Origin of the sequence: Helicobacter pylori (assembly GCF_016755635.1) — a bacterium.
In the GTDB taxonomy this organism is placed as follows: domain Bacteria; phylum Campylobacterota; class Campylobacteria; order Campylobacterales; family Helicobacteraceae; genus Helicobacter; species Helicobacter pylori_CQ.
Genome location: NZ_CP051500.1, coordinates 226,643 through 249,824, shown reverse-complemented (window position 1 = coordinate 249,824; position 23,182 = coordinate 226,643). Strand labels below are relative to the sequence as shown.

Here is a 23,182-nt window from a genome sequence, read left to right as displayed (position 1 = left end):
TAATTTTAAGATAATCATTCTTAATTTGCTATTAAGTGTTTCAAAAAAGCATCAAATTGACATCTTTTAAGCAAAATGTTATAATGCTCGCTTAATTTTATTTGGGGTGTTAGCTCAGTTGGGAGAGCGCAACGCTGGCAGCGTTGAGGTCAGGGGTTCGAACCCCCTACACTCCACCATCATTACGCTTATCCTTTTTCTTTTTATGAATCAAACCCGTTTTCTTGCTAGTATTACCCATAATTAATTATAATCTTAGGAATTGTTTTTCATCAAGGGAGTTTGAGCGTGAGCAGTTTGTTTAAAATGCGCATTCTTAGTTTTAAAAAGAATAAGCGGGCGGTGTTTTCGCTCTATCTTTTTATCGCTTTATTAGTGCTTTCTCTTTTAGCCCCCTTGTGGGTGAATGATCGCCCCTTATTCATCTATAAAGACAATAAGGCGTATTTCCCCATGTTTAAAAATTATGCGGAAGTGGAGTTTGGAGGCGATTTTTTCACCCCTACAGATTATAACGATCCTTATGTGAAAAACACGCTTTTAAAAGACGCTTTCATCATCCATGCACTCATCCCTTATAGCTACGATACGATCATTATGGATTTAGACTCGCCTGCCCCCACCCCCCAAGCTTCAAACACCTTTTAGGCACAGACGATCAAGCCAGAGATGTGTTAGCCAGACTGGTTTATGGCTATCGTGTTTCGTTAGTGTTTGGGATTTTACTCACCCTTTTTAGCGTTCTTATTGGCGTGAGTTTGGGAGCGTTTCAGGGGTATTATGGAGGCTTGATTGACTTAGTGGGGCAAAGGTTGAGCGAGATTTGGAGCGCGATCCCTATGCTTTTTTTACTCATTGTGATTTCTAGCGCGTTTAATTCTAATTTTTGGATCATTTTATTTTTAGTCTTGCTCTTTAGCTGGATGGGGCTTTCTCAAGTCGTGCGCACGGAGTTTTTAAAAGCAAGGAACATGGACTACACCAAAGCCGCTAGAGCGCTTGGGGTGAATGATTTAAAAATCATTTTCTACCATGTTTTACCCAACGCTTTAGTGGCGACGATCACTTATGTGCCGTTTTTAATGGCGGCTAGCATTTCTACTTTAGTGTCTTTGGATTTCTTGGGTTTTGGCATGCCTATAGGGAGCGCGAGTTTGGGAGAATTAGTCAATCAAGGCAAAGATAACCTCACCACGCCCCATTTAGCCATCGTTGCGTTTGTAGCCATTAGCTTGTTGCTTTCTGTTTTGGTGTTCATTGGCGAAGGGGTGCGCGATGCTTTCAACGCTAACATGCTCAAATAAGGGGGTTACATGCTAGAAATCAAAAACTTGAACTGCGTTTTAAACGCGCATTTTTCGCTCCAAAACATCCATATTTCGTTAAATCCTAGCGAAAGGGTGGCGATCGTGGGCGAGAGCGGGAGCGGGAAAAGCTCTATCGCTAATATCATCATGCGTTTAAACCCCAGATTCAAACCCCATAATGGCGAAGTGCTGTTTGAAACAACCAACCTTTTAAAAGAAAGCGAAGAATTTATGCAACATTTAAGGGGAAATATTATCGCTTACATCGCTCAAGACCCCCTATCCAGCCTGAACCCCTTGCATAAAATCGGCAAGCAAATGAGTGAAGCCTATTTTTTACACCATAAAAACGCTTCTAAAACGCTCCTTAAAGAAAAAGTTTTAAACGCCATGAAACAAGTCCAATTAGATGAAAAATTTTTGGATCGTTACCCTTATGAGTTGAGCGGAGGGCAGCGCCAAAGGGTGTGTATCGCTATGGGCATTATTAATGCGCCCAAATTGCTCATTTGCGATGAGCCTACCACCGCATTAGATGCGCAAATCCAAAACCAGATTTTAGACTTGCTCAAGCAATTGAGCGCGGAAAAAAACATCGCCCTTTTATTCATTAGCCATGATTTAAAAGCGGTCAAACGCTTGGCTGATAGGGTTTATGTGTTAAAAAAAGGCGAGATAGTAGAAACCAATTTGACTAAAGATCTTTTTAATGACCCTAAGCACGAATATTCAAAACTCTTGATTCAAGCTTCAAACTTGCCCGCTAAAAATTTAAAAGCGCTAGACGAGACGCTTTTAGAGGTGGAAGATTTTAGCGTTTATTACTTGCAAAAACGCTTTTTTAGGCCTTCTTTAAAAAAACCCCTTATCGCATCAGTCAGTTTTTCCCTCAAAGCCAAAGAAAACATCGGCATCATTGGCGAAAGCGGGAGCGGGAAAAGCTCTCTAGCGTTAGGGCTTTTAAAACTCGCTCTAAACAGCGGGGAAGAAAAGATTTTAGGCCAAAGCGTGGGATCTTTAAATTCTAAGGCGTTCAAACCCTACCGCAAGATCTTGCAAATGGTGTTTCAAGATCCTTACGCATCGTTAAACCCTCGCTTAAGCATTCAAAGCATTTTAATAGAAGCTTTACGCTTTGCTTACCCTAAAGCTTCCAAAGAAGAATGGCACCATTTAGCAAAACTTTGTTTAGAAGAAGTGTGTTTAAACCCTGAATTGCTTAACTTTTACGCTTATGAACTCAGTGGAGGGGAGCGCCAAAGAGTAGCGATCGCTAGAGCGATTGCCTTAAAACCTAAAATCATTCTTTTAGATGAGCCCACTTCTGCTTTAGATAAAAGCATTCAAAAAAGCGTGTTGGAATTGTTGTTGGATTTACAAGAAAAGCAGGATTTGAGCTATTTGTTTATCAGCCATGATTTAGATGTGATCAAAGCGTTTTGCGATAAGGTGTTAGTGATAAGTGAGGGGAAAGTCGTAGAAATGGGCGCTATTGAAGAGGTGTTTGACAACCCTAAGCACGCTTATACGAAGCGTTTGTTGGAGTCCAGGCTTTAAAGCTTTATTCTAAAATTCATGCCTTTAGCGTTTTTAATCGCTTTTTTAATGAATGTTATCTTGGGCGTTATCTTTTAGTTTTTTATAAACAAAACAAAGAAACTTGATAGGGGGCTGTTTTTGAATGAGGGTAGTTGTCAATAAAGAATGAAAAGACCTTGGATTCTTCAGGCAAAATCTTTTCTTTAAAGGTTTTTTCATAGCTTTTTTTGACAAACCATTTAAACGCATGTTCTTCTACAAAATTGTGAGGGTTTTTAAGCACTTCTAGGCGTAAAACGCATTTGTTTAAAGTAAATTTGGAATTGTTTTTGACTCCCACTTGCAAAGAAAAGGCGTTGCTATAACTTAAAGGGTTAGCGTGTAAAATGCGTGTTTCTATGGGGTAAATCGCTTGAGTGAGTAAAATATTCAAAACAAAAGGCATGCTTAAAAACGCGCCCAAAAAAGCTGCTGTTGCCATATAGCTAGCTATGCGGTTTCTTAAAAGCAAAGCCAAAAGGAGCAAAACTGCGCAAAAAAGGATTAAAACGCTCGCTATCAAAACGCTAATTAAAGTCGCTTGGCTTAAAAATCCCTTAAAAGACTCCAAAAAAGCTTGGATAAAGGCAAGAGATGCCATGCGTTTTTAAGGCTCTTTGGTCTCAGCGATACTAGATTTAACCTTGCTTTTAGTGTCAATCCAAATATTAGGCACAGCCCCGCCTGGAGTGAGCATGATTTGAGCGTTATTGTTCGTTTTTAACGCTTCATTAAACTGGCCTTGAACTTCAATTTGGCGCAGTCTTAAAAGTTTGTCGCTCAAGCTTTGCGAAATGCTTAAATTAGCTTGAGATTTTGCCTTAGCCTCAATCACGATCGCATCAGCCACGCCCTGAGCCTTAATCCTGTTAGCGTCCGCTTCCCCTTTAGCCAAAGCGGCTTGTTTTTGAGCTTCTTGCTTGGAGCGCTCCACCTCGTATTTCACCCTTTCTGATTCTTGGCGCGCGATTTGGACTTTTTCAATTTGCTCTTTGATCTTAGCGGGCAAGACGATTTCTCTCAATTGGATAGAGCTTAATTCCACAGGGGTGTTAGGGAGCTTAGAAACTTCTTTATTGATACCGCTATTGATAAGAGCAGCGATTTCATTGCGCTTAATGGGTAAATCTTCAGCCGGATAGCGCCCCACCACAGAGCGCACCACATCGCGCACCACAGGGTTGATGATTTTTTGCTCCCAAGATAAGCCATAAGTAGCGATCGTTTGGGGGGTGGTTTGGGGGTTTAGGCGGTATTGCACGGTGAGCTCAATAGAAACGGTCAAACCCCTGCTATCCATCACATTAATAGCGTCGTTTCTAAAAATCCCTTGGTTTTTACCCGCCACGCCCATGTCTTCGGTGCGTGAAAAATTGATATTCCTGATCCTTGTATCCACAATGAGAATGTCTTGAATGATAGGCACAAAAAAGTGGATTCCTGGCTGTAAGGGGGTGGGTTCGTATTTCCCGGCGGTGATCTTAATGCCAATTTCTCCTGAGCTAATCACTTCAAAAGGCTTAGCCAAAAAAGCGATAACGCCTAAAAGGACAATGACGATTAAAACCGATAGTTTTTTAGAATTAAAAGAGTTAGACGGCGGGATGAAACGCCCCCCATTATTAGGCGTATTAGGCATGGGGGTTTCTCTTTGAGGATTTTTCTTTTTTAAATGTTCGTTCAAATCAATGGGCATGAATTTCCTTTTTAAATATTTTAACGGCGTTTGGGTTTTTTAGAATGGTGGTTCGTTTTAGAGCCTTTTTCTCTGTAATGGCCCTTTTTGAAAGAACGTGCTCGCTCATGCGGGTGCGTTTTTTTGTTAGAGGGTTTTGGCGTTTTTTCTTTAGGGTTTTGAATCGCATCAATTTCTTGTTGGTTCAAGCCAATTTTACTGGTTTCAAACTGCAAACTCAAAAGTTTTAAAACCAATTGAGACGGCTCAAAAATTTCGGTAAGCTGTTCATAAAGGCTGATGATCCCTTCAGACACTTTAGCGTCATGTAAGGTTTTGATGATCTGATTTTCGTTAATGGTGGGGATTTCAAAAAGTTCAATCTCTGAATCAATTTCTTTTTGCATGCGTAAAAGCTCTTTGTATTCTAAGGGGGTTACTAAAGTGATCGCCATGCCTTTTTTGCCCGCTCGCCCGGTTCTCCCGATGCGATGGATATAGCTCTCGGTATTTAGGGGCAAGTGGTAATTGAACACATGGCTTACACCGCTAATATCTAACCCACGGCTCGCCACATCTGTAGCCACCAACACATCAGCGTCATTTTTTTTAAACGCCATGATAGAAGCGCGCCGATCCCTTTGATCCATATCCCCATGCAAGGCGGTGCTTTTGTAATTTTTAGAAGCAAGGAATTGGTGCAATTCATCGGCCTCTTTTTTGGTGCGCGTGAAAACGATGCTCTTTTTGGGCGCTTGAGTGTCTAAAAGGCGCATGATCGCTTCGGCCCTCTCATGCTCATTGATCACATAAAAGCGTTGGGTGATGTCAGTGTTAGTGATATTAGAAGGAGCGATATGGATTTTAATAGGGTTTTCTAAAATCCTATCCGCTAGTCTTTTAATCGGCTCTGGCATCGTGGCTGAAAAAAGCAAAATCTGTGCTTCGCTAGGGAGGTAGTCAAAAATCTCTTCAATATCGTCTAAAAACCCCATATCCAGCATTTCATCGCTTTCATCTAAAACGACCACTTTAGGCACAAATTTATGGATGCGTTCGTTTTTTAAGTGATCGAGCAGTCTTCCTGGTGTAGCGATCATCACTTGGGGGTTTTTCTTAATGAATTCGCATTGTTTTTTAACGCTCTGGCCTCCATACACGCACACGGTTTTAGTCCTGGTGTGTTTGCCCAATTTAAAAATCTCATCGCTAATTTGCATGGCTAATTCTCTAGTGGGCGTGATCACTAAGGCCTCTATGGTGTGGTTGTTTTTAAGGTTGTTGATAATGGGCAGAGCGAAAGCGGCGGTTTTTCCTGTGCCTGTTTGGGCTTGCGCGATGACATCTCGGCCTTGTAAAACAGCTGGAATGGCCTTTTCTTGAATGGAGCTTGGGGAAGTGAAGCCGGCTTCATAAACGGATTTTAAAACCGATTCTTTTAAGCCCAAATCATTAAAACTCGGCTTATGATAAGCGTCATCATCAATTTCTGTAGGGAGTGGTGGTTGATTCAATTCCATGGGAGATTCATACCTCAATTTAATTTGAAACTTTATAAAAAGTTAATAAAAGGCTAAAATTAAAATCTTTGATTTAAAGTTTATAAGATTTTTGAGTATAGCATAAAAATGCGCTCAATTAAGTTTAAAGTTTTTATAAAAGGCTTATGCTAAAATAATTAGAATTAAGGAATAAAGAAAGGGTTTGATTGAAACGGGTGTTTTTGTGGCTTATTTTTGTATTAGCCTTTCACAAGCTTTTGGCCGAAAAAATAGGCGATATAGCGAGCGTGGTGGGCGTAAGGGATAACCAGCTGATTGGCTATGGGCTTGTGATTGGCTTAAATGGCACAGGGGATAAATCCGGCTCAAAATTCACCATGCAATCCATTTCTAACATGCTAGAGAGCGTGAATGTTAAGATCTCTGCAGATGATATTAAATCTAAAAATGTCGCTGCCGTGATGATTACAGCCTCCTTGCCCCCCTTTGCAAGACAGGGCGATAAAATTGATATTCACATTTCTTCTATTGGCGATGCGAAATCCATTCAAGGAGGGACTTTGGTGATGACTCCTTTAAATGCGGTAGATGGGAATATTTACGCCCTCGCTCAAGGGGCTATCGTTTCGGGCAATTCTAATAACTTGCTCTCAGCCAATATCATCAACGGAGCGACTATTGAAAGGGAAGTTTCGTATGATTTGTTCCACAAAAACGCCATGACTTTAAGCCTGAAAAACCCCAATTTTAAAAACGCTATCCAAGTGCAAAACACCCTAAATAAAGTATTTGGCAATAAAGTAGCCATAGCACTAGATCCAAAAACCATTCAAATCACTCGCCCAGAGCGTCTTTCTATGGTGGAGTTTTTAGCCTTAGTGCAAGAAATCCCTATTAATTACAGCGCGAAAAATAAGATCATTGTAGATGAAAAATCAGGCACGATCGTTTCAGGAGTGGATATAATAGTGCATCCTATAGTGGTTACAAGCCAAGACATCACGCTTAAAATCACTAAAGAGCCTTTAAGTGATTCTAAAAACACGCAGGATTTAGACAATAACATGTCTTTAGACACCGCTCATAACACGCTGAGCTCTAACGGGAAAAACATCACCATTGCCGGGGTGGTAAAAGCCTTACAAAAAATTGGCGTGAGCGCTAAGGGGATGGTTTCAATCCTGCAAGCCCTAAAAAAAAGCGGCGCGATTAGCGCTGAAATGGAGATACTATGATAAACAACAATAAAGCCATGTTAGAGCAATACAACGTTTCTAAATTAGCGAGTGAAGAGAAATTAAAAGCGCTGGCTCAAAATAAAAACGACAAGCTCCTCAAAGAGCAAACCGATTCTTTTGAAGCGTTGCTTTTAAAATTCATGCTAGATACTGCTATGAAAATGGATAACCCCTTGTATCCTAAAGCCCCAGGTGATGAGATTTATGCGTCCATGTATAAGGACACCCTCTCTAAAGAATTGAGCGGGAATTTTGGCTATAGCGAAATGCTGTTTAATTTCTTAAAAGAGCAAGAAAAACAAAAACCATGAAAAAATCCAAGCGCTTAAAACGCCCTTATTTAAAAAGCTCCCATCTGAAACGCTCTGATAAGGCTTCTTCTTTCAAGGGGTTGTTGGAAAACGAAAACAATGTGATTTCATTAGAAAATTTTAAACCCAAAGAGAGCGAAGATTTATTAGAGAATTTTTCCAACAAAAAAGACATGCAAGAATTGCTAGGGCTTTTAAACCAATTCATTTTACAAAGCTACAAGGTGGAAAAGGAGTTTAAGGATTATAAAGCTCTTTATGAATGGGTCATAGAGATTTTACCGCAAGCGATTTGGGTGATGAATGAAAACGGGAGCTTTTTTTATAAAAATTCTTTAGCCAATCAAAGCCATGAGGTGTTCAATAAGGCTAAATTAGAAAATTTTAACACTGAAATTGAACATGAAAATAAAAGCTATTTAGTCCAACAAAACAGCATTCAAGGCAAGCAAATCATCACCGCAACCGATATTAGCGCTCAAAAACGCCAAGAGCGGCTCGCTTCTATGGGGAAAATCTCAGCGCATTTAGCCCATGAGATCAGAAACCCTGTAGGCTCTATCTCTCTTTTAGCTTCGGTGTTATTAAAGCATGCGAACGAAAAGACTAAGCCCATTGTTGTGGAATTGCAAAAAGCTTTATGGCGCGTAGAAAGGATCATTAAAGCCACCTTGCTTTTTTCTAAAGGCATTCAAGCCAACCGCACCAAGCAAAGTTTGAAAACGCTAGAGAGCGATCTCAAAGAAGCCCTAAATTGCTACACTTACTCTAAAGACATTGATTTTCTTTTTAATTTTAGCGACGAAGAAGGGTTTTTTGACTTTGATTTAATGGGGATTGTGTTGCAAAATTTCTTGTATAACGCTATTGATGCGATTGAAGCCTTAGAAGAGAGCGAACAGGGTCAAGTCAAAATTGAAGCGTTCATTCAAAATGAATTTATCGTCTTCACCATTATTGATAATGGCAAGGAAGTGGAAAACAAAAGCGCTTTATTTGAGCCTTTTGAAACCACCAAATTAAAGGGTAACGGCTTAGGGTTAGCCCTGTCTTTACAAGTGGTTAAAGCCCATGAAGGGAGCATTGCGCTATTAGAAAATCAAGAAAAAACCTTTGAAATTAAGATTCTTAACGCTTCTTAATTTGGATAACTATCCCCCTTAAAAATGAGTTTTACTATAAAACAAAATTTTAAAAAGATTAAATAATATTAAATTGAATATGGTTTATCAATATTTGACAAAAATAAGATCAAAAACAATTTTTCATTAACTCTTTTGGTGTAGGATAGCGATCAAGGTTTTTATGAGAGTAAAAGCCTAAAACAATTTTAAAAAAAGGACTTTTGATGAAAACATTTGAAATTTTAAAACATTTGCAAGCGGATGCGATCGTGTTATTTATGAAAGTGCATAACTTCCATTGGAATGTGAAAGGCACTGATTTTTTCAATGTGCATAAAGCCACTGAAGAAATTTATGAAGAGTTTGCGGACATGTTTGATGATCTCGCTGAAAGGATCGCTCAATTAGGACACCACCCCTTAGTCACTTTATCCGAAGCGCTCAAACTCACTCGTGTTAAAGAAGAAACTAAAACAAGCTTCCACTCTAAAGACATCTTTAAAGAAATTCTAGGCGATTACAAACACCTAGAAAAAGAATTTAAAGAGCTTTCTAACACCGCTGAAAAAGAAGGCGATAAAGTCACCGTAACTTATGCGGACGATCAATTGGCCAAGTTGCAAAAATCCATTTGGATGCTAGAAGCCCATTTGGCTTAAGCTATCAAAAAGAAGCTAGCATGAGAGATTACAGCGAGCTTGAAATTTTTGAGGGAAACCCCTTAGACAAGTGGAATGACATCATTTTTCATGCGAGTAAAAAGCTTTCTAAAAAAGAGCTAGAAAGGCTTTTAGAGCTTCTGGCTCTCTTAGAAACTTTTATAGAAAAAGAAGACTTAGAAGAAAAGTTTGAATCTTTCGCTAAAGCTTTAAGAATGGATGAAGAGTTGCAACAAAAAATAGAGAGCAGGAAAACAGACATTGTGATCCAATCCATGGCGAATATTCTTAGTGGGAATGAATGAGCTTATCCGCTATGGCTTGATATTTCTCTTTTTTTTAAAGGCGTTTGGGCTTGATTATGGGATAGATAGAACGCTAAAATTAAAAAAAGATGAAGTCTTTAAAGCGATCATCAAAGACACTTCAAATGAACAAACCAAAGAGATCACGCTCTATTGGACTCTATATGCAAATAAAGGTTTAGTCATCAACATGCGTTTTAACCATTTCCCTTACCAGTTTATTTTATACACCGATCATGCGAGAAACACCTATAACCTCAAAGTTTTTGAAGAAAAATTTTCTTCTAACAGCACTCTGTCGCTTGTGTTTAAAGATTTTAAAGAAGATAAAGCCGCTTTAAGGCTTTTAGCCCTTATGCCCCTTGTTTTTTCTCCTAAAGAGCCTTAAGGAATTTGCATGCAAGAAAAACAACTTCAAGCCATTCAAAATAAAATCGCTTCTTGGATCAAAGAAATAGAAAGCGGCTTTATAGATGAATTGTTTTCTAAGATTGGCCCTTCAAAAATGCTGCGCTCCAAACTCATGCTCGCTTTGTTAGACGAAAAAACAGACGCTATTTTATTAGATAAAGCTTTCAATTTGTGCGCGATTGTAGAAATGATACAGACCGCTTCTTTATTGCATGATGATGTGATTGACAAGGCGACCATGCGCCGAAAGCTCCCTAGCATTAACGCTCTTTTTGGTAATTTTAACGCCGTGATGCTTGGGGATGTGTTTTATTCTAAAGCCTTTTTTGAATTGTCTAAAATGGGCGAAGCAATCGCTCAAATCCTCTCTAATGCGGTTTTAAGGCTCTCTAGGGGCGAGATTGAAGACATGTTTGTGGGGGAATGTTTTAATAGCGACAAACAAAAATACTGGCGTATTTTAGAAGACAAGACCGCTCATTTCATAGAAGCGAGCTTAAAAAGCATGGCGATTCTTTTAAATAAAGACGCCAAAATGTATGCGGATTTTGGATTACATTTTGGCATGGCGTTTCAAATCATTGATGATTTGTTAGACATCACTCAAGACGCCAAAACTCTAGGCAAGCCCAATTTTAGCGATTTTAAAGAAGGCAAAACCACTTTACCCTACTTGCTTTTATATGAAAAATTGAATCAGCATGAACAAGGGCTTTTAATTTCTTATTTTAAACAAGATAGTCATGAAATCATAGAATGGACTAAGGAAAAATTCAAGCAATATGGTATCATAGAAGAAACCCTTAAAATCGCTCAAGTTTATTCTAAAAAGGCCCTTGAAACCATTAAAGGGGAAAACAATTTGATTTTAGAAAAACTAGCGCAAGATGTCATTTATAGGACTTTTTAATGGAGTTAGAAACTCATTTGTCAAAATATTTCACCCTAGCCTTCACGCATAGAAGCATGAGCTTAGAAATGCGCGAAAAACTCGCTATTAATTCGAACGCAACGCTTAAAGAATTTTTACAAACCATTAAAAACCATTGCCCTAATATCAAAGAGTGCATGGTGCTATCCACATGCAATCGCTTTGAAATCTATGCGAGCCTAAAGCACGGCGCTAATACTAATGAACAAAAAAGCGCGTTATTAAAAATCTTGGCTCAAAATAAAAAAATGAGCGTGTCTGATTTAGAAAAATGCGTTTTAATGAGCGTTGATGAAAGCGCAGTCCATCATGTCTTTAGCGTGTGCAGCAGTTTGGATAGCCTAGTAGTGGGGGAAACTCAAATCACAGGGCAGATGAAAAACGCCTATAAATTCGCTTTTGAAGAGAAATTTTGCTCCAAAGATTTAACCCGATTGCTCCATTTTGCTTTCAAATGCGCCGCTAAAGTGCGCAATTTAACCGGCATTTCCAAGCAAGGGGTCTCCATTTCTTCAGTGGCGGTCAAAGAAGCGCTTAATATTTTTGAAAAAGAAAGGATTAAGGATAAAAAAGCCCTTGTGATAGGGCTTGGCGAGATGGCTCAATTAGTCATCAAGCACCTTTTAAACAAGCAATTTGAAGCGCTTATCTTAGGGCGTAATGAGGCTAAATTTGAAGATTTCATCAAAGAATTAGAAGAGCCTAAAAAAGTGAGCTTTCAAAATATAGAAAATTTAAACGCTTATATCAATGAATACCAACTGCTTTTTTGCGCCACTTCTTCGCCGCATTTTATCGTGCAAAATGGCATGTTAAAAGAAACGATTTTCAGGCGTTTTTGGTTTGATTTGGCCGTGCCACGGAATATTGAAAAGCCGATATTCAATAATATTTTCTTATACAGCGTGGATGATTTAGAGCCTATGGTGAGGGAAAATGTGGGAAACAGGCAAGAGAGTAGGACGAAAGCTTATGAGATTGTAGGGCTTGCCACAATGGAGTTTTACCAATGGATCCAAAGTTTAGAAGTAGAGCCTTTGATTAAGGATTTAAGGGAATTGGCTAGGATTTCAGCCCAAAAGGAATTGCAAAAAGCGCTTAAAAAACGCTATGTGCCTAAAGAATACGAAAGCAACATTGAAAAGATCTTGCACAACGCTTTCAATACCTTTTTGCACCACCCTACCATCGCCTTAAAAAAGAACGCTCAAAAAGAAGAATCCGATGTGCTTGTGGGCGCGATTAAAAACCTGTTTAATTTAGACAAATCTAGTGCTAATCATGCCCAGAATTTGAATCTCTATAAATGCGAATATTACGAGGAATAATGCATGCTATTTTCAAAACTCTTTGCCCCCACTCTCAAAGAACCCCCTAAAGATGCCGTGTTAAAAAGCCATAAACACTTAGCTCAAGCAGGATACATTTATCAAGTAGGCAGCGGGATTTATAATTTCTTGCCTTTAGCTAAAAAAGTGCTAGACAAGATAGAAAACATCACGCACAAACGCATGCAAGAGCATGGGGCGCAAAATATTTTAATGAGTTTTGTCGTTTTGGCGAGTTTGTGGGAAAAATCAGGCCGTTTGGATAAATACGGCAAGGAATTATTGGTTTTTAAAGACCGAAAAGACAATGATTTTGTTTTAAGCCCCACTTTAGAAGAAAATATCACCGAAATTGCCGCTAATTTCATTAAAAGCTACAAGCAATTACCCGTCCATCTCTATCAAATCCACACGAAATTCCGTGATGAAATCCGCCCGCGATTTGGGTTAGTGAGAGCGAGGGAATTTATCATGAAAGATGGTTATAGCTTTCATGAAGACGCTGAGAGCTTGGATAAGGAATTTTTAAACACGCAAAGCGCTTATAAAGAGATTTTAAGCGATTTGGGTTTGGATTTTCGTATTGTGGAAGCGGATAGCGGGGCGATTGGGGGGAGTAAAAGCAGGGAATTTGTCGTTTTAACCGAATGCGGGGAAGACACGATCGTGGTGTGTAAAAATTGCGATTATGCCGCCAACATTGAAATCGCTAAACGCTCTAAAAGGCATGAACCTTTAAATGTCCCAAAAGCACAATTAGCGAAATTCCCTACCCCTAATACCACCAGCACGCAAAGCGTGGCGGAGTTTTTTAAAACAGAGCCTTATTTTGTTTTAAAAGCGCTTGTTAGAAAAGTGATCCATAAAGATAAAGAAACCCTAGCGTGCTTTTTTGTTAGGGGCGATGACAATTTAGAGGAAGTTAAAGCCCTAAACGCCTTGAACATTATAGGAGCGAACGCTTTAGAATTAAGAGAGGCGAGTCAAAAAGATTTGGATAATGCGGGGTTAATAGCGGGTTTTATAGGACCTTATGGCTTGAAAAAGCATGTTTCTTACATTATCTTTGATGAAGATTTAAAAGAGGGCGATTGCTTGATCGTTGGGGCTAATGAAAAGGATTTTCATGCGGTGGGCGTGGATTTAAAAGGGTTTGAAAATCTTGTTTATGCGGATATTGTCCAGGTTAAAGAAAGCGATCATTGCCCTAATTGTCAAGGAGAATTGAAATACCATAAGAGTTTGGAAGTGGGGCATATTTTCAAACTCGGCCAAGGCTATGCTAAAAGCTTGAAGGCTAGTTTCTTGGATAAGAATGGTAAGGAGCGATTTTTTGAAATGGGGTGCTATGGGATAGGCATTAGCCGATTGCTCAGCGCGATTTTAGAGCAAAAAAGCGATGATCTAGGCTGTGTATGGACGAAAAATACTGCTCCTTTTGATGTGGTGATCGTGGTTTCTAATTGGAAAGATGAAGCGCAAAAAAAACTCGCTTTTGAAGTGTATGAAAGGCTGCTCCAAAAGGGTGTTGATGCGCTGTTAGACGATAGAGATGCGCGTTTTGGGGCGAAGATGAGGGATTTTGAATTGATTGGGGAACGACTAGCGCTCATTGTTGGGAAGCAAACTTTAGAGAGTAAAGAATTTGAATGCATCAAACGCGCTAATTTAGAAAAACAAACGCTTAAAGATATAGAATTAGAAGAAAAAATTTTAGAAATGTTAGAGAGCGAATAAGGGGGAGAAAGTGGGAAATTTAGTGATTGGCTCTAGGGGGAGCGAATTAGCCTTATGGCAAGCAAATCACATTAAAGAACGCCTGAAAAAAGAATGCTCTATAGAAAGCGAGATTCAAATCGTTAAGACTAAGGGTGATAAAATCTTAGACACCCCTTTAAATAAGATTGGCGGTAAGGGGCTATTCACTAAGGAATTAGAAGAATTGCTTTTAAAAGGCGAAATTGATCTGGCGGTGCATTCTTTAAAAGATGTGCCGGTCGTGTTTGAAAAGGAGTTAGACTTGGCATGCATCACTAAAAGGGCTGATGTGAGGGACACTTTTTTAAGCGTGAAATTCCCTGATTTGATGAGCTTGCCTAAAGGGGCAAAGGTTGGCACGACTTCTTTAAGGCGCTCTATGCAAATCAAGCTGAAACGCCAGGATCTAGACACAGAAAGCTTAAGGGGGAATGTCCAAACCCGTTTGAAAAAGCTTGAATGCGGAGAATTTGACGCTATCATTTTGGCTGAAGCCGGGTTGTGCCGCCTAGAAATTCAAGGAGCGAAATACCGCAAGGCTTTTAGCGTGGAAGAAATGATTCCTAGCATGGGTCAAGGGGCTTTAGGGGTGGAAATGCTCAAAAACCACAAGCATTTTATTACGCTTCAAAAACTCAACGACGAGAAAAGCGCGTTTTGTTGCCATTTAGAAAGGGAGTTTGTTAAGGGGCTTAATGGGGGGTGTCAGATCCCTATTGGCGTGCATGCGAGTTTAATGGGTGATAGGGTTAAAATCCAGGCGGTTTTAGGCTTGCCTAACGGGAAAGAAGTCATCGCTAAAGAAAAGCAAGGGGATAAAACTAAGGCATTTGATTTGGTTCAAGAGCTTTTAGAAGCGTTTTTGCAAAGCGGGGCTAAAGAGATTTTAGAAAAGGCGCAGTTGTTTTAATGCGTTTGTTTATCGCGCCGGTTTTGTTCTTGTGGTGGTTAAGTTTGAATGCTAAAGAAGCGGATTTTATTTCTGATTTGGAATACGGGATGGCTCTTTATAAAAACCCTAGGGGTGTTGCGTGCGCAAAATGCCATGGCATTAAAGGCGAAAAGCAAGAAATCACTTTTTATTATGAAAAAGGCGAAAAAAAAATCCTCTACGCCCCTAAAATCAACCATTTGGATTTTAAAACCTTTAAAGACGCCTTGAGTTTAGGCAAAGGCATGATGCCTAAATACAATCTCAATTTAGAAGAAATCCAAGCGATTTACCTTTACATCACCTCTTTAGAGCATAAAGAAGAGCGTAAGGAACCTTTCAAGCCTTAATCAAAGCGCTTGATTTATGTTAAAATGGGGTGTTGCATTTTTTGTTTTGATTGAAGAGGGTTCTAAAAATCAGAATTTATAAAGAAGGTAAGAATGAGTGTCAAAATTTTAAAAATATTAGTTTGTGGGTTATTTTTTTGGAGCTTGCAAGCCCATTTATGGGGGAAAAAAGACAATAGCTTTTTAGGGGTTGCTGAAAGGGCCTATAAAAGTGGGAATTATTTTAAAGCTGCATCTTATTTTAAAAAAGCATGCAACGATGGGGTGAGTGAAGGTTGCACGCAATTAGGAATCATTTATGAAAACGGGCAAGGCACTAGAATAGATTATAAAAAAGCCCTAGAGTATTACCAAAGCGCATGCCAGGGTGATGATAGGGAAGGGTGTTTTGGTTTAGGGGGGCTTTATGATGAGGGGTTAGGCACGACTCAAAATTATCAAGAGGCCATTGACGCTTATGCTAAGGCGTGCGTTTTAAAACACCCTGAGAGTTGCTACAATTTAGGCATTATTTATGACAGAAAAATCAAAGGCAATGCCGCTCAAGCGGTTACCTACTATCAAAAAAGCTGTAATTTTGATATGGCTAAGGGGTGTTATGTTTTGGGCGTGGCTTATGAAAAAGGCTTTTTAGAAGTCAAACAAAGCAACCATAAAGCCGTGATTTATTATTTGAAAGCGTGCCGATTGAATGATGGGCAGGCTTGCCGCGCGTTAGGGAGTTTGTTTGAAAATGGCGATGCAGGGCTTGATGAAGATTTTGAAGTGGCGTTTGATTATTTGCAAAAAGCTTGTGCTTTAAACAATTCTGGTGGTTGCGCGAGTTTAGGCTCTATGTATATGTTAGGCAGGTATGTCAAAAAAGATCCCCAAAAGGCTTTTAATTATTTCAAACAGGCATGCGATATGGGGAGCGCGGTGAGTTGCTCCAGGATGGGCTTTATGTATTCCCAAGGGGACTCTGTTCCAAAAGACTTGAGGAAAGCCCTTGATAATTATGAAAGGGGTTGCGATATGGGCGATGAAGTGGGTTGCTTCGCTCTAGCGGGCATGTATTACAACATGAAAGATAAAGAAAACGCCATAATGATTTATGACAAGGGCTGTAAGCTAGGCATGAAACAAGCATGCGAAAATCTCACTAAACTTAGGGGGTATTGAAAAATTTAATCAATCCCCCTAATCATCATCTGTCGTTTGACTCAAAACTTTTCAAAGATTTGGCTCTGTTTTAAGAGCTAAAGCAGAAAGCCCCCCTATTAATTTTTTAATCTTTAGTGTTTTTAGGGTTTTGTCTATTTTCAAAAAGAAAACTTTTTGAATGTTTTTTGCGGTTGTTTGGTTGTGTTTGTTAGCGTGTTTTTATAGTATAAATTTTTGTTAGGTTAGCTTGAAGTGGGTTTTAGGTTTAAAAGTCCTATAAAAATGTTTTAGCGTGTTTTTGCGCTATGGGATAGATATGCGTTTGGTTGTGTTTTTCAATGGTTTTAATTTATGGCTTTGCGTGGTTATTATTATAAGCACGCTACAAACACGAATCACACGATAACAGAGCGGTATGCACACGACTATAAAAAGACTTGATAAAAATAACGAAAAATAGTTAAATTTCAAGCGTTCTTTTAAAAATTGTTGTCAGATGAGACAGATAAAAACGCTTTTAGTTTAAAGATAGAGTTTTAGGGGTTTTTTGTGTTGGTTTAGTTATTCTTTAATTTTTAAAAAAATAGGACTTTTAAAAAGCTCATAAGGGAATAGGGGTATTTTGAAATCATTCCCCTACAACCCCCTTTTTTAAAATCCCCCTAACCCCCTAAGAACGCCAGAGCTATCACTCGCTTAGCTCTTTTATTTTGATTGTGAAAATTACCTTTAGTGTTTTAAACCCTATAAAGACCAATAGATCGCTCCAAAGAACACCACGAACCCTATTAAAACGCTTATAAACATGCGTTTAGTGTCCTTAAAAGCCACCATTAAAAACGCGCTCAAATAAAACAACAATAAAAACACGCAAAAAATCCCCAAAAGCGCCTTAAACACAACGCCCACCTTAGCCTTATGCAACATGATGAGCACGCCTAAAAAACCTCTTTCAATGGTTTTGATTTTTGTTTGAGCGCCTTTAGTTTCAAGGTTGATTTCATACAAAGGCGTGCCAATGATTAACGCTCCCCTATGCTCTCTAGGCTCTATCTTTTTAGGCATAGCGATATGGTTTTCTTTTAGAAAGTCTTTCAAAAAATCCAATCGTTCTTCTTTTTTTAAGGATTTTTCTAAAACCCACTCTTTGATCTTAGCGCCAGTGTCTTGGCGCACCCCAAAGAGCAATGAAAGCCCGCTAAGTGCAAAAAGAAGCGCCAAAGGGAAGAAAAAAGTGGTCGCATAAATGTGAAAATAACGCATCATTGCAGTCATTATTGCAACATGTGGCTCACGAATTTAGAAAAATTATCCAAGACTAGCCCCCCTTTTCTAAACCCTAGCGCGCAAGATTCATAAGCAAAAAACACATTCGGCTGATAATACAACCCGTTATGCGAATTGAGCTCGTAAAACTCTTGATAAACGGGCTTGTGGTTAGAATAAACACCGTCCGTTTTCAAAAGCGATTGCATGGAAGCTTCAAAGATTTCGCTATTCGCCCCTTCCCTACCAAAAGCCACTTTTTTGATTTGCTTTTTATTGGATAATGGCTCATAGCTCGTTTCTAACAATAAGGGGTGGTTGGGGTATCTGTCCCATAAAAGTTTTAAAAAACGCTTGGATTGGAAAAGGATCGTGTAAGTGGGGTTTAAAAAAATCGTGTTTTTATTTTCCATCATGCCTTGCATCAAAAGGGCTAATTCTGGCTCATCAATAGCGATGTTTTCCCATGGGATTAGTTTGAATAAAAACTCATAATTCAAGCCGTTTTTAAACACGCCCTCTTCTATATTGAATTCCACCTCATCAATGTAAGAAAAATCCGTTTCAAACCCCACGCTCTGAGCAGCGTCTTGCAAAAAACGCATGGTGCGCTCTTCTTCAATATTCCCCCTAACGCTTGAAAAAAGGATTTTCCACCCCTCATACATTTCCTCAAAACGGCTCGTGTCTTCGCTCAAAGTTACCATGCGTTTGAAATTCTCGCCAAGCGCTTCATAAAGGTTATTGAACTGCTTGTTTTCATCATAGCCATTCGCTTTGAGTAACGCCCATTGAATCACCGCCGTTTCATAGAGCATGGTGGGGGTATCAGCGTTAAATTCCAGTAATTTAATGGGCTTACCATCAAGCCCCCCAGCTAAATCAAAACGCCCATAAATATGCCAATGCACTTCTTCTTCAAAACTCTGTTTGATCATAGGAATGAGCGCGTTAGGAATATCCAATTCAAAAAAGCGATCGTTTTCAATAGCCTCTTCAGCCGTCTCTACAAACATGTCATAAAGCTCATTGCAAGCGTCATAATAAGCGTCCGCTTCTTTTTGAGAGACAACCACCATTTCATCAGCAATATAAGATGACATGTCGTCGTTAGTGTGCCAATCTAAGCCGATTTCTTCTAAAGTCTTATTGTCTAAAGGTTTTAAAGGAATCACTTGCATTTTTTAACCTTAAAATAGATTTTATGCGTTAAAGCCCCTTGTCCCAGAGCTTACCGCCGGCGAGCTAGTAGGCCTACTAGAGCCAAAAAACCCGCTCTGTCCCTTACTCGCCCCACCCATGCTTGAAGCACTAGGTGCGCTTTTAGAAAAGGAATTTTGAGAGCGTTGGTAAGCTTGTGGGGATTTGTAGGTCCGTTGGGCGTTTTGCTGGTAATTAGGGTTATTGAAAAGCTTATTGCCAATATAACTCCCTAAAATCGCCCCCGCCGCGCTCCCTAAAATCGCACTCCCCAAGCCAAAGCCTGAGCCTTCATTACTCCCTCCATTATTAGTATTAGGTTGGATAAGTTTGCTCGTGCCGTTATCAATTTTGGCTTCTTCTTCTTTAATGAGCTTTTGAATCTCTTCATTGCTTAACACGCGTTCATTGCCTTGCAAATCGCGCACTATGATGTGGGTTCTTGAGCTAGGGTATTCTTCAACAACCTTGTAAGATTTATCCTTTTGCTCTTCTAAAATCACAAACGCACCTTTTTGAACGCTTTGGCTCAAAGAGCTTTGCTCTTTGGGTTTGTCATCGGCATTGCTCTTACACCCCACAATGCTCACCATCACTAACGCGCTCAAACCACCCACGATCGCATAATCAGAAATTTTTCTGTAGGGTTTTTTCATGAGAGTAACCTTATATCATGCCTTATAGTGGTATAAGAAAGGCACACCCTTAATCACGCCAGATTCAAAAATCTTTTTCGTGGTATTTTCCACTTTGGTGCGTAAATCTTCAGGCTCTTTTTGAGCGTTAATATCGTATTGGGTGGAATAAATCTTTTCAAGAATAGAGATTTTATCTTCCACGCTCGCTCCCCTAGCCCTAGCTTTCGCCATTTCTTCTTGGATTAAAGCCGCTTTTTTAGCCGAATTGACTCCAAGCCACCCCACTACAACCATTCTCACGGTGTTTTCTTTCAAGTGATCCCTGAGTTTAGTGAGCTCTTTTTGGCAATGCGGGCACATGGGATCAGAGACAATATAAAGGATCTTGTCCTTATTTTCAGCGTTAGTAGAGGGCAACTCTATCGCATAATCAGCCGGTATTTCATTAAAAATAGCGTTCAATTTCGCACTATTTTGTTGGGTGGCGTTAAGGGCTTGGATTTTTTGATTGGTTTCTGCGACTAATTGCACATCATCGCTTTTATTGCTAAAGAATATGTTGCTAAGCCCTATGACTAAATTACCATCCTTACTCACTACAAGCGGGATATTGTATTTAGTGTCCGGATCTTCAATGACGACCATTTTTAAATCCTGACTAGATTTTAAAGGTTTGACTTCTAAAATACGCACCTTTTTATTGGTTTGTTTTTCAATCACGCTCACTAAATTATCCTGCATCCGTTTGTCATTAGCTGAAACTGAATGTTTAGGGGCTGCCCCTAAGCCTACAAGAAGTAACGCGCTCAACACACTCGCTCTTAATATCATTAAAACTCCTAAAGTTCAATAGCCTAAATCCTTACAATAAAAGGAATAAGCTTTTAATGGGTATAATACCATAAAATCCCCTATTTTGGCTTAAAAAGGTTTAAAGATGATTATCATTCCTGCTAGATTAAAATCCAGTCGTTTTGAAAATAAAGTGCTAGAAGATATTTTTGGCTTGCCTATGGTAGTGCGTTGCGCTAAAAATGCAAATCTTGTAGATGAATGCGTAGTCGCTTGCGATGATGAAAGCATCATGCAAACATGCCAAAAATTCCACATTAAAGCGGTGCTAACCTCCAAACACCATAATAGCGGCACGGAACGCTGTTTGGAAGCGGCGCGAATTTTAGGGTTAAAAAACGACGAAAGGGTTTTAAACTTGCAAGGCGATGAGCCTTTTTTAGAAAAAGAAGTCATTTTAGCGTTATTAGAAGCCACCAAAAACGCCCCTTTCATGGCGACTTGCGCCAAAGTCATTGATGAAGAACAAGCCAAAAGCCCTAATTTAGTCAAGGTGGTTTTAGATAGCCAAAATAACGCCTTGTATTTTTCGCGCTCCCTTATCCCTTTTTTACGAGATTTTGATGCGAAACGCCAAACCCCCCTTTTAGGGCATATCGGTATTTACGGCTTCCACAATAAAGAAATCTTAGAAGAATTATGCGCTTTAAAACCTTGCGTTTTAGAGGAGATAGAAAAATTAGAGCAGTTAAGGGCTTTGTATTACCAAAAAAAGATTGCAGTAAAAATCGTTCAAAGCCAAAGCGTGGGCATTGACACCAAAGAAGATTTAGAAAACGCTTTGAAAATTTTTAGCCCCGATCTCCTTAAGCGGTGAAATTTAAAAATACTCAAAACATTTTACACTATCAAAAACCTTTTTTTTTAAATCCAAAAAAAAAGCAAGATTTGTTAATTTTCGCTCAATTTTATTAAAAATTCAATAAATTTATGGCACAATTTAAACGCATTGTAAATAAAGTTTCAATTTGATACGATTTTACAAATAAAACATTACTTTAAGGAACATTTTATGAAAAAAACGATTTTACTTCCTCTTATGGCGTCATCGCTCCTTGCTGAAAATGACGGCGTTTTTATGAGCGTGGGCTATCAAATCGGCGAAGCGGTTCAACAAGTGAAAAACACCGGCGAAATCCAAAAAGTCTCCAACGCTTATGAAAATTTGAACAATCTTTTAACCCGCTATAACGAACTCAAACAAACGGCCTCTAACACCAATTCAAGCACCACTCAAGCGATTGACAATCTAAAAGAAAGTGCTAGCCGATTGAAAACGACCCCTAATAGCGCTAATCAAGCCGTATCCTCAGCGCTCAGCTCTGCGGTGGGCATGTGGCAAGTGATAGCCTCTAATTTAGCCAGTGGCACGCTACCCACTGATAAATACAACGAAATCAATGCGATTTCTCAATTGCTCCAAAATACCTTAAATAAAAACAATGAACTCACGATTGGAAATGACTACGAACATCTTCTAGGACAAGCTAGCACCATTATTAGCACCCTTCAAAGCCAATGTCCAGGAATAGACGGAGGCAATGGCAAACCATGGGGCATTAATGCAAGCGGGAACGCATGCACTATTTTTGGCAGCACCTTTAACGCTATTACTAGCATGATAAATAGCGCTAAAGAAGCCGCCGCACAAGCCCGAAGAACTGACCCAGAAGGTCCAAACCAACCAAGCGCGTTTACCAACGCTGATTTCACTAAAAACCTCAATCAAGTCTCAAGCGTTATTAACGATACGATCTCTTACCTCAAAGGGGACAATTTAGCAACCATCTATAACACCCTTCAAAAAACGCCCGGTTCTAAAGGGTTTCACAGTTTAGTGAGCCGATCTAGCTATAGTTATTCTCTCAACGAAACCCAATATTCTGAATTCCAAACTACCACCAAAGAGTTTGGCCATAACCCCTTTAGAAGCGTGGGATTAATTAATTCTCAAAGCAATAACGGGGCGATGAATGGCGTGGGCGTGCAATTAGGCTATAAGCAATTCTTTGGGAAAAATAAATTTTTTGGGATCCGGTATTATGCCTTTTTTGATTACAACCATGCCTATATCAAATCCAACTTTTTCAACTCCGCTTCTAATGTTTTCACTTATGGCGCAGGCAGTGATCTTTTATTGAATTTCATCAATGGCGGATCCGATAAAAACCGCAAAGTCTCTTTTGGTATTTTTGGGGGCATCGCTCTAGCCGGCACGACATGGCTCAATTCCCAATTGGTGAATTTAAAAACTACCACTAGCATCTACAACGCTAAAATCAACAACACCAATTTCCAATTCTTATTCAATACCGGTTTAAGGCTTCAAGGGATTCACCATGGCGTTGAATTAGGCGTGAAAATCCCCACCATCAACACGAATTACTATTCTTTCATGGGCGCTAAATTAGCCTACCGAAGACTTTATAGCGTGTATTTCAATTATGTTTTGGCTTATTGATATTGAATCGGTTCTCATTATTAATGAGGACAAAGCCAATTTTTTGGCTCTCAATGAATAACGGCATCGTTTTACTTGACTTTTTACAAAAAACACACTAAAATTTCTTTTCATTTTTGAGCGAAATTCCAGATTAGCTCAGCGGTAGAGTAGGCGGCTGTTAACCGCTTGGTCGTAGGTTCGAATCCTACATCTGGAGCCATACTTTTAACTC

22 protein-coding genes, 2 tRNA genes and 1 pseudogene are annotated in these 23,182 nt (G+C 39.4%); 18 read left to right on the top strand and 7 right to left on the bottom strand.

All coding sequences use genetic code 11. The annotated features are described in order from the left end of the window. The first annotated feature begins 103 nt into the window (after nucleotides 1-103). From HG567_RS01190 to HG567_RS01180, 3 genes and pseudogenes are all read left to right on the top strand, one after another. A tRNA-Ala gene (locus HG567_RS01190) sits at nucleotides 104-179 on the top strand. 103 nt (nucleotides 180-282) lie between these two features. Then, nucleotides 283-1,304, top strand: a pseudogene (locus tag HG567_RS01185) (ABC transporter permease). Nucleotides 1,305-1,313: 9 nt separating this feature from the next. Further along, entirely contained in the window at nucleotides 1,314-2,864 is a 1,551-nt protein-coding gene (locus HG567_RS01180; RefSeq protein ID WP_202139881.1) for a dipeptide ABC transporter ATP-binding protein, read from the top strand. Between the two features lie 82 nt (nucleotides 2,865-2,946). Here HG567_RS01180 and HG567_RS01175 read toward each other — a convergent pair whose 3' ends face one another. Genes HG567_RS01175 through HG567_RS01165 form a run of 3 tightly spaced genes read right to left on the bottom strand, consistent with a single transcriptional unit; the run spans nucleotide 2,947 to nucleotide 6,080 of the window. Next, complete coding sequence (locus tag HG567_RS01175) at nucleotides 2,947-3,486, bottom strand: DUF2393 domain-containing protein (protein ID WP_202139880.1); 540 nt, start codon at nucleotides 3,484-3,486, stop codon at nucleotides 2,947-2,949. A 6-nt stretch (nucleotides 3,487-3,492) separates the two neighbouring features. After that, nucleotides 3,493-4,581, bottom strand: coding sequence for a prohibitin family protein (locus tag HG567_RS01170; RefSeq protein WP_039087907.1), 1,089 nt, complete (start codon nucleotides 4,579-4,581; stop codon nucleotides 3,493-3,495). A gap of 20 nt (nucleotides 4,582-4,601) precedes the next feature. Next, on the bottom strand, nucleotides 4,602-6,080 hold the full coding sequence (locus HG567_RS01165) for a DEAD/DEAH box helicase (protein WP_202163866.1): 1,479 nt from the start codon (nucleotides 6,078-6,080) through the stop codon (nucleotides 4,602-4,604). A 188-nt stretch (nucleotides 6,081-6,268) separates the two neighbouring features. Between HG567_RS01165 and HG567_RS01160 the strand changes: the two genes are divergently transcribed. From HG567_RS01160 to hcpE, 12 genes are all read left to right on the top strand, one after another. Next, nucleotides 6,269-7,297 carry a flagellar basal body P-ring protein FlgI gene (locus HG567_RS01160; protein WP_097683315.1) on the top strand — a complete coding sequence of 343 codons (1,029 nt, stop codon included), beginning with the start codon at nucleotides 6,269-6,271 and terminating at the stop codon, nucleotides 7,295-7,297. Next, nucleotides 7,294-7,611, top strand: coding sequence for a hypothetical protein (locus HG567_RS01155; RefSeq protein WP_000609410.1), 318 nt, complete (start codon nucleotides 7,294-7,296; stop codon nucleotides 7,609-7,611). Before HG567_RS01160 ends, HG567_RS01155 begins: the two co-directional genes overlap by 4 nt. Beyond that, nucleotides 7,608-8,753 carry an acid survival sensor histidine kinase gene (gene flgS / locus HG567_RS01150; protein ID WP_202163865.1) on the top strand — a complete coding sequence of 382 codons (1,146 nt, stop codon included), beginning with the start codon at nucleotides 7,608-7,610 and terminating at the stop codon, nucleotides 8,751-8,753. The genes HG567_RS01155 and flgS overlap by 4 nt, the downstream gene beginning before the upstream one ends. Before the next feature lie 206 nt (nucleotides 8,754-8,959). After that, nucleotides 8,960-9,394 carry a DNA starvation/stationary phase protection protein gene (dps, locus tag HG567_RS01145; protein ID WP_000846455.1) on the top strand — a complete coding sequence of 145 codons (435 nt, stop codon included), beginning with the start codon at nucleotides 8,960-8,962 and terminating at the stop codon, nucleotides 9,392-9,394. A 20-nt stretch (nucleotides 9,395-9,414) separates the two neighbouring features. Next, on the top strand, nucleotides 9,415-9,699 hold the full coding sequence (locus HG567_RS01140) for a DUF2018 family protein (protein WP_001206051.1): 285 nt from the start codon (nucleotides 9,415-9,417) through the stop codon (nucleotides 9,697-9,699). Further along, nucleotides 9,692-10,087 carry a hypothetical protein gene (locus HG567_RS01135; protein ID WP_202139877.1) on the top strand — a complete coding sequence of 132 codons (396 nt, stop codon included), beginning with the start codon at nucleotides 9,692-9,694 and terminating at the stop codon, nucleotides 10,085-10,087. Before HG567_RS01140 ends, HG567_RS01135 begins: the two co-directional genes overlap by 8 nt. Before the next feature lie 9 nt (nucleotides 10,088-10,096). Then, nucleotides 10,097-11,020 carry a polyprenyl synthetase family protein gene (locus HG567_RS01130; RefSeq protein WP_202139876.1) on the top strand — a complete coding sequence of 308 codons (924 nt, stop codon included), beginning with the start codon at nucleotides 10,097-10,099 and terminating at the stop codon, nucleotides 11,018-11,020. Next, entirely contained in the window at nucleotides 11,020-12,369 is a 1,350-nt protein-coding gene (gene hemA, locus HG567_RS01125; RefSeq protein ID WP_202163864.1) for a glutamyl-tRNA reductase, read from the top strand. Before HG567_RS01130 ends, hemA begins: the two co-directional genes overlap by 1 nt. A 3-nt stretch (nucleotides 12,370-12,372) precedes the next feature. After that, nucleotides 12,373-14,106 carry a proline--tRNA ligase gene (proS, locus tag HG567_RS01120; protein ID WP_202139873.1) on the top strand — a complete coding sequence of 578 codons (1,734 nt, stop codon included), beginning with the start codon at nucleotides 12,373-12,375 and terminating at the stop codon, nucleotides 14,104-14,106. Nucleotides 14,107-14,116: 10 nt separating this feature from the next. Beyond that, the gene (gene hemC, locus HG567_RS01115) at nucleotides 14,117-15,037 is read left to right on the top strand and encodes a hydroxymethylbilane synthase (protein WP_202139871.1); all 921 of its coding nucleotides are present in this window, start codon (nucleotides 14,117-14,119) and stop codon (nucleotides 15,035-15,037) included. After that, a complete protein-coding gene (locus tag HG567_RS01110; protein WP_202139869.1) occupies nucleotides 15,037-15,408 on the top strand; it encodes a c-type cytochrome in 372 nt (123 codons plus the stop codon). The genes hemC and HG567_RS01110 overlap by 1 nt, the downstream gene beginning before the upstream one ends. Nucleotides 15,409-15,501: 93 nt before the next feature. Continuing rightward, entirely contained in the window at nucleotides 15,502-16,569 is a 1,068-nt protein-coding gene (gene hcpE, locus HG567_RS01105; RefSeq protein ID WP_202163863.1) for a Sel1-like repeat protein HcpE, read from the top strand. A gap of 726 nt (nucleotides 16,570-17,295) precedes the next feature. Here hcpE and HG567_RS01100 read toward each other — a convergent pair. From HG567_RS01100 to dsbK, 4 genes are read right to left on the bottom strand one after another with little or no spacing between them, the layout of a single operon-like run. Next, nucleotides 17,296-17,826: a PepSY-associated TM helix domain-containing protein gene (locus HG567_RS01100; RefSeq protein ID WP_202139859.1), complete on the bottom strand. Its 531-nt coding sequence runs from the start codon at nucleotides 17,824-17,826 to the stop codon at nucleotides 17,296-17,298. Beyond that, complete coding sequence (locus HG567_RS01095; protein WP_202163862.1) at nucleotides 17,826-18,998, bottom strand: glutathionylspermidine synthase family protein; 1,173 nt, start codon at nucleotides 18,996-18,998, stop codon at nucleotides 17,826-17,828. Before HG567_RS01095 ends, HG567_RS01100 begins: the two co-directional genes overlap by 1 nt. Nucleotides 18,999-19,019: 21 nt before the next feature. Next, nucleotides 19,020-19,673 (bottom strand): UPF0323 family lipoprotein, encoded by a 654-nt coding sequence (locus HG567_RS01090; RefSeq protein WP_120911544.1) that lies wholly within the window; start codon nucleotides 19,671-19,673, stop codon nucleotides 19,020-19,022. Between the two features lie 15 nt (nucleotides 19,674-19,688). Beyond that, entirely contained in the window at nucleotides 19,689-20,486 is a 798-nt protein-coding gene (gene dsbK, locus HG567_RS01085) for a protein disulfide-isomerase DsbK (RefSeq protein ID WP_202139855.1), read from the bottom strand. Between the two features lie 106 nt (nucleotides 20,487-20,592). On the opposite strand from dsbK, the gene kdsB reads away from it, so the two are divergent. From kdsB to HG567_RS01070, 3 genes are all read left to right on the top strand, one after another. Next, nucleotides 20,593-21,324: a 3-deoxy-manno-octulosonate cytidylyltransferase gene (gene kdsB, locus HG567_RS01080; protein WP_202139853.1), complete on the top strand. Its 732-nt coding sequence runs from the start codon at nucleotides 20,593-20,595 to the stop codon at nucleotides 21,322-21,324. Nucleotides 21,325-21,519: 195 nt separating this feature from the next. Then, complete coding sequence (gene hopA / locus HG567_RS01075) at nucleotides 21,520-22,968, top strand: porin HopA (RefSeq protein ID WP_202139851.1); 1,449 nt, start codon at nucleotides 21,520-21,522, stop codon at nucleotides 22,966-22,968. Between the two features lie 127 nt (nucleotides 22,969-23,095). Then, a tRNA-Asn gene (locus tag HG567_RS01070) sits at nucleotides 23,096-23,170 on the top strand. Nucleotides 23,171-23,182 lie beyond the last annotated feature (12 nt).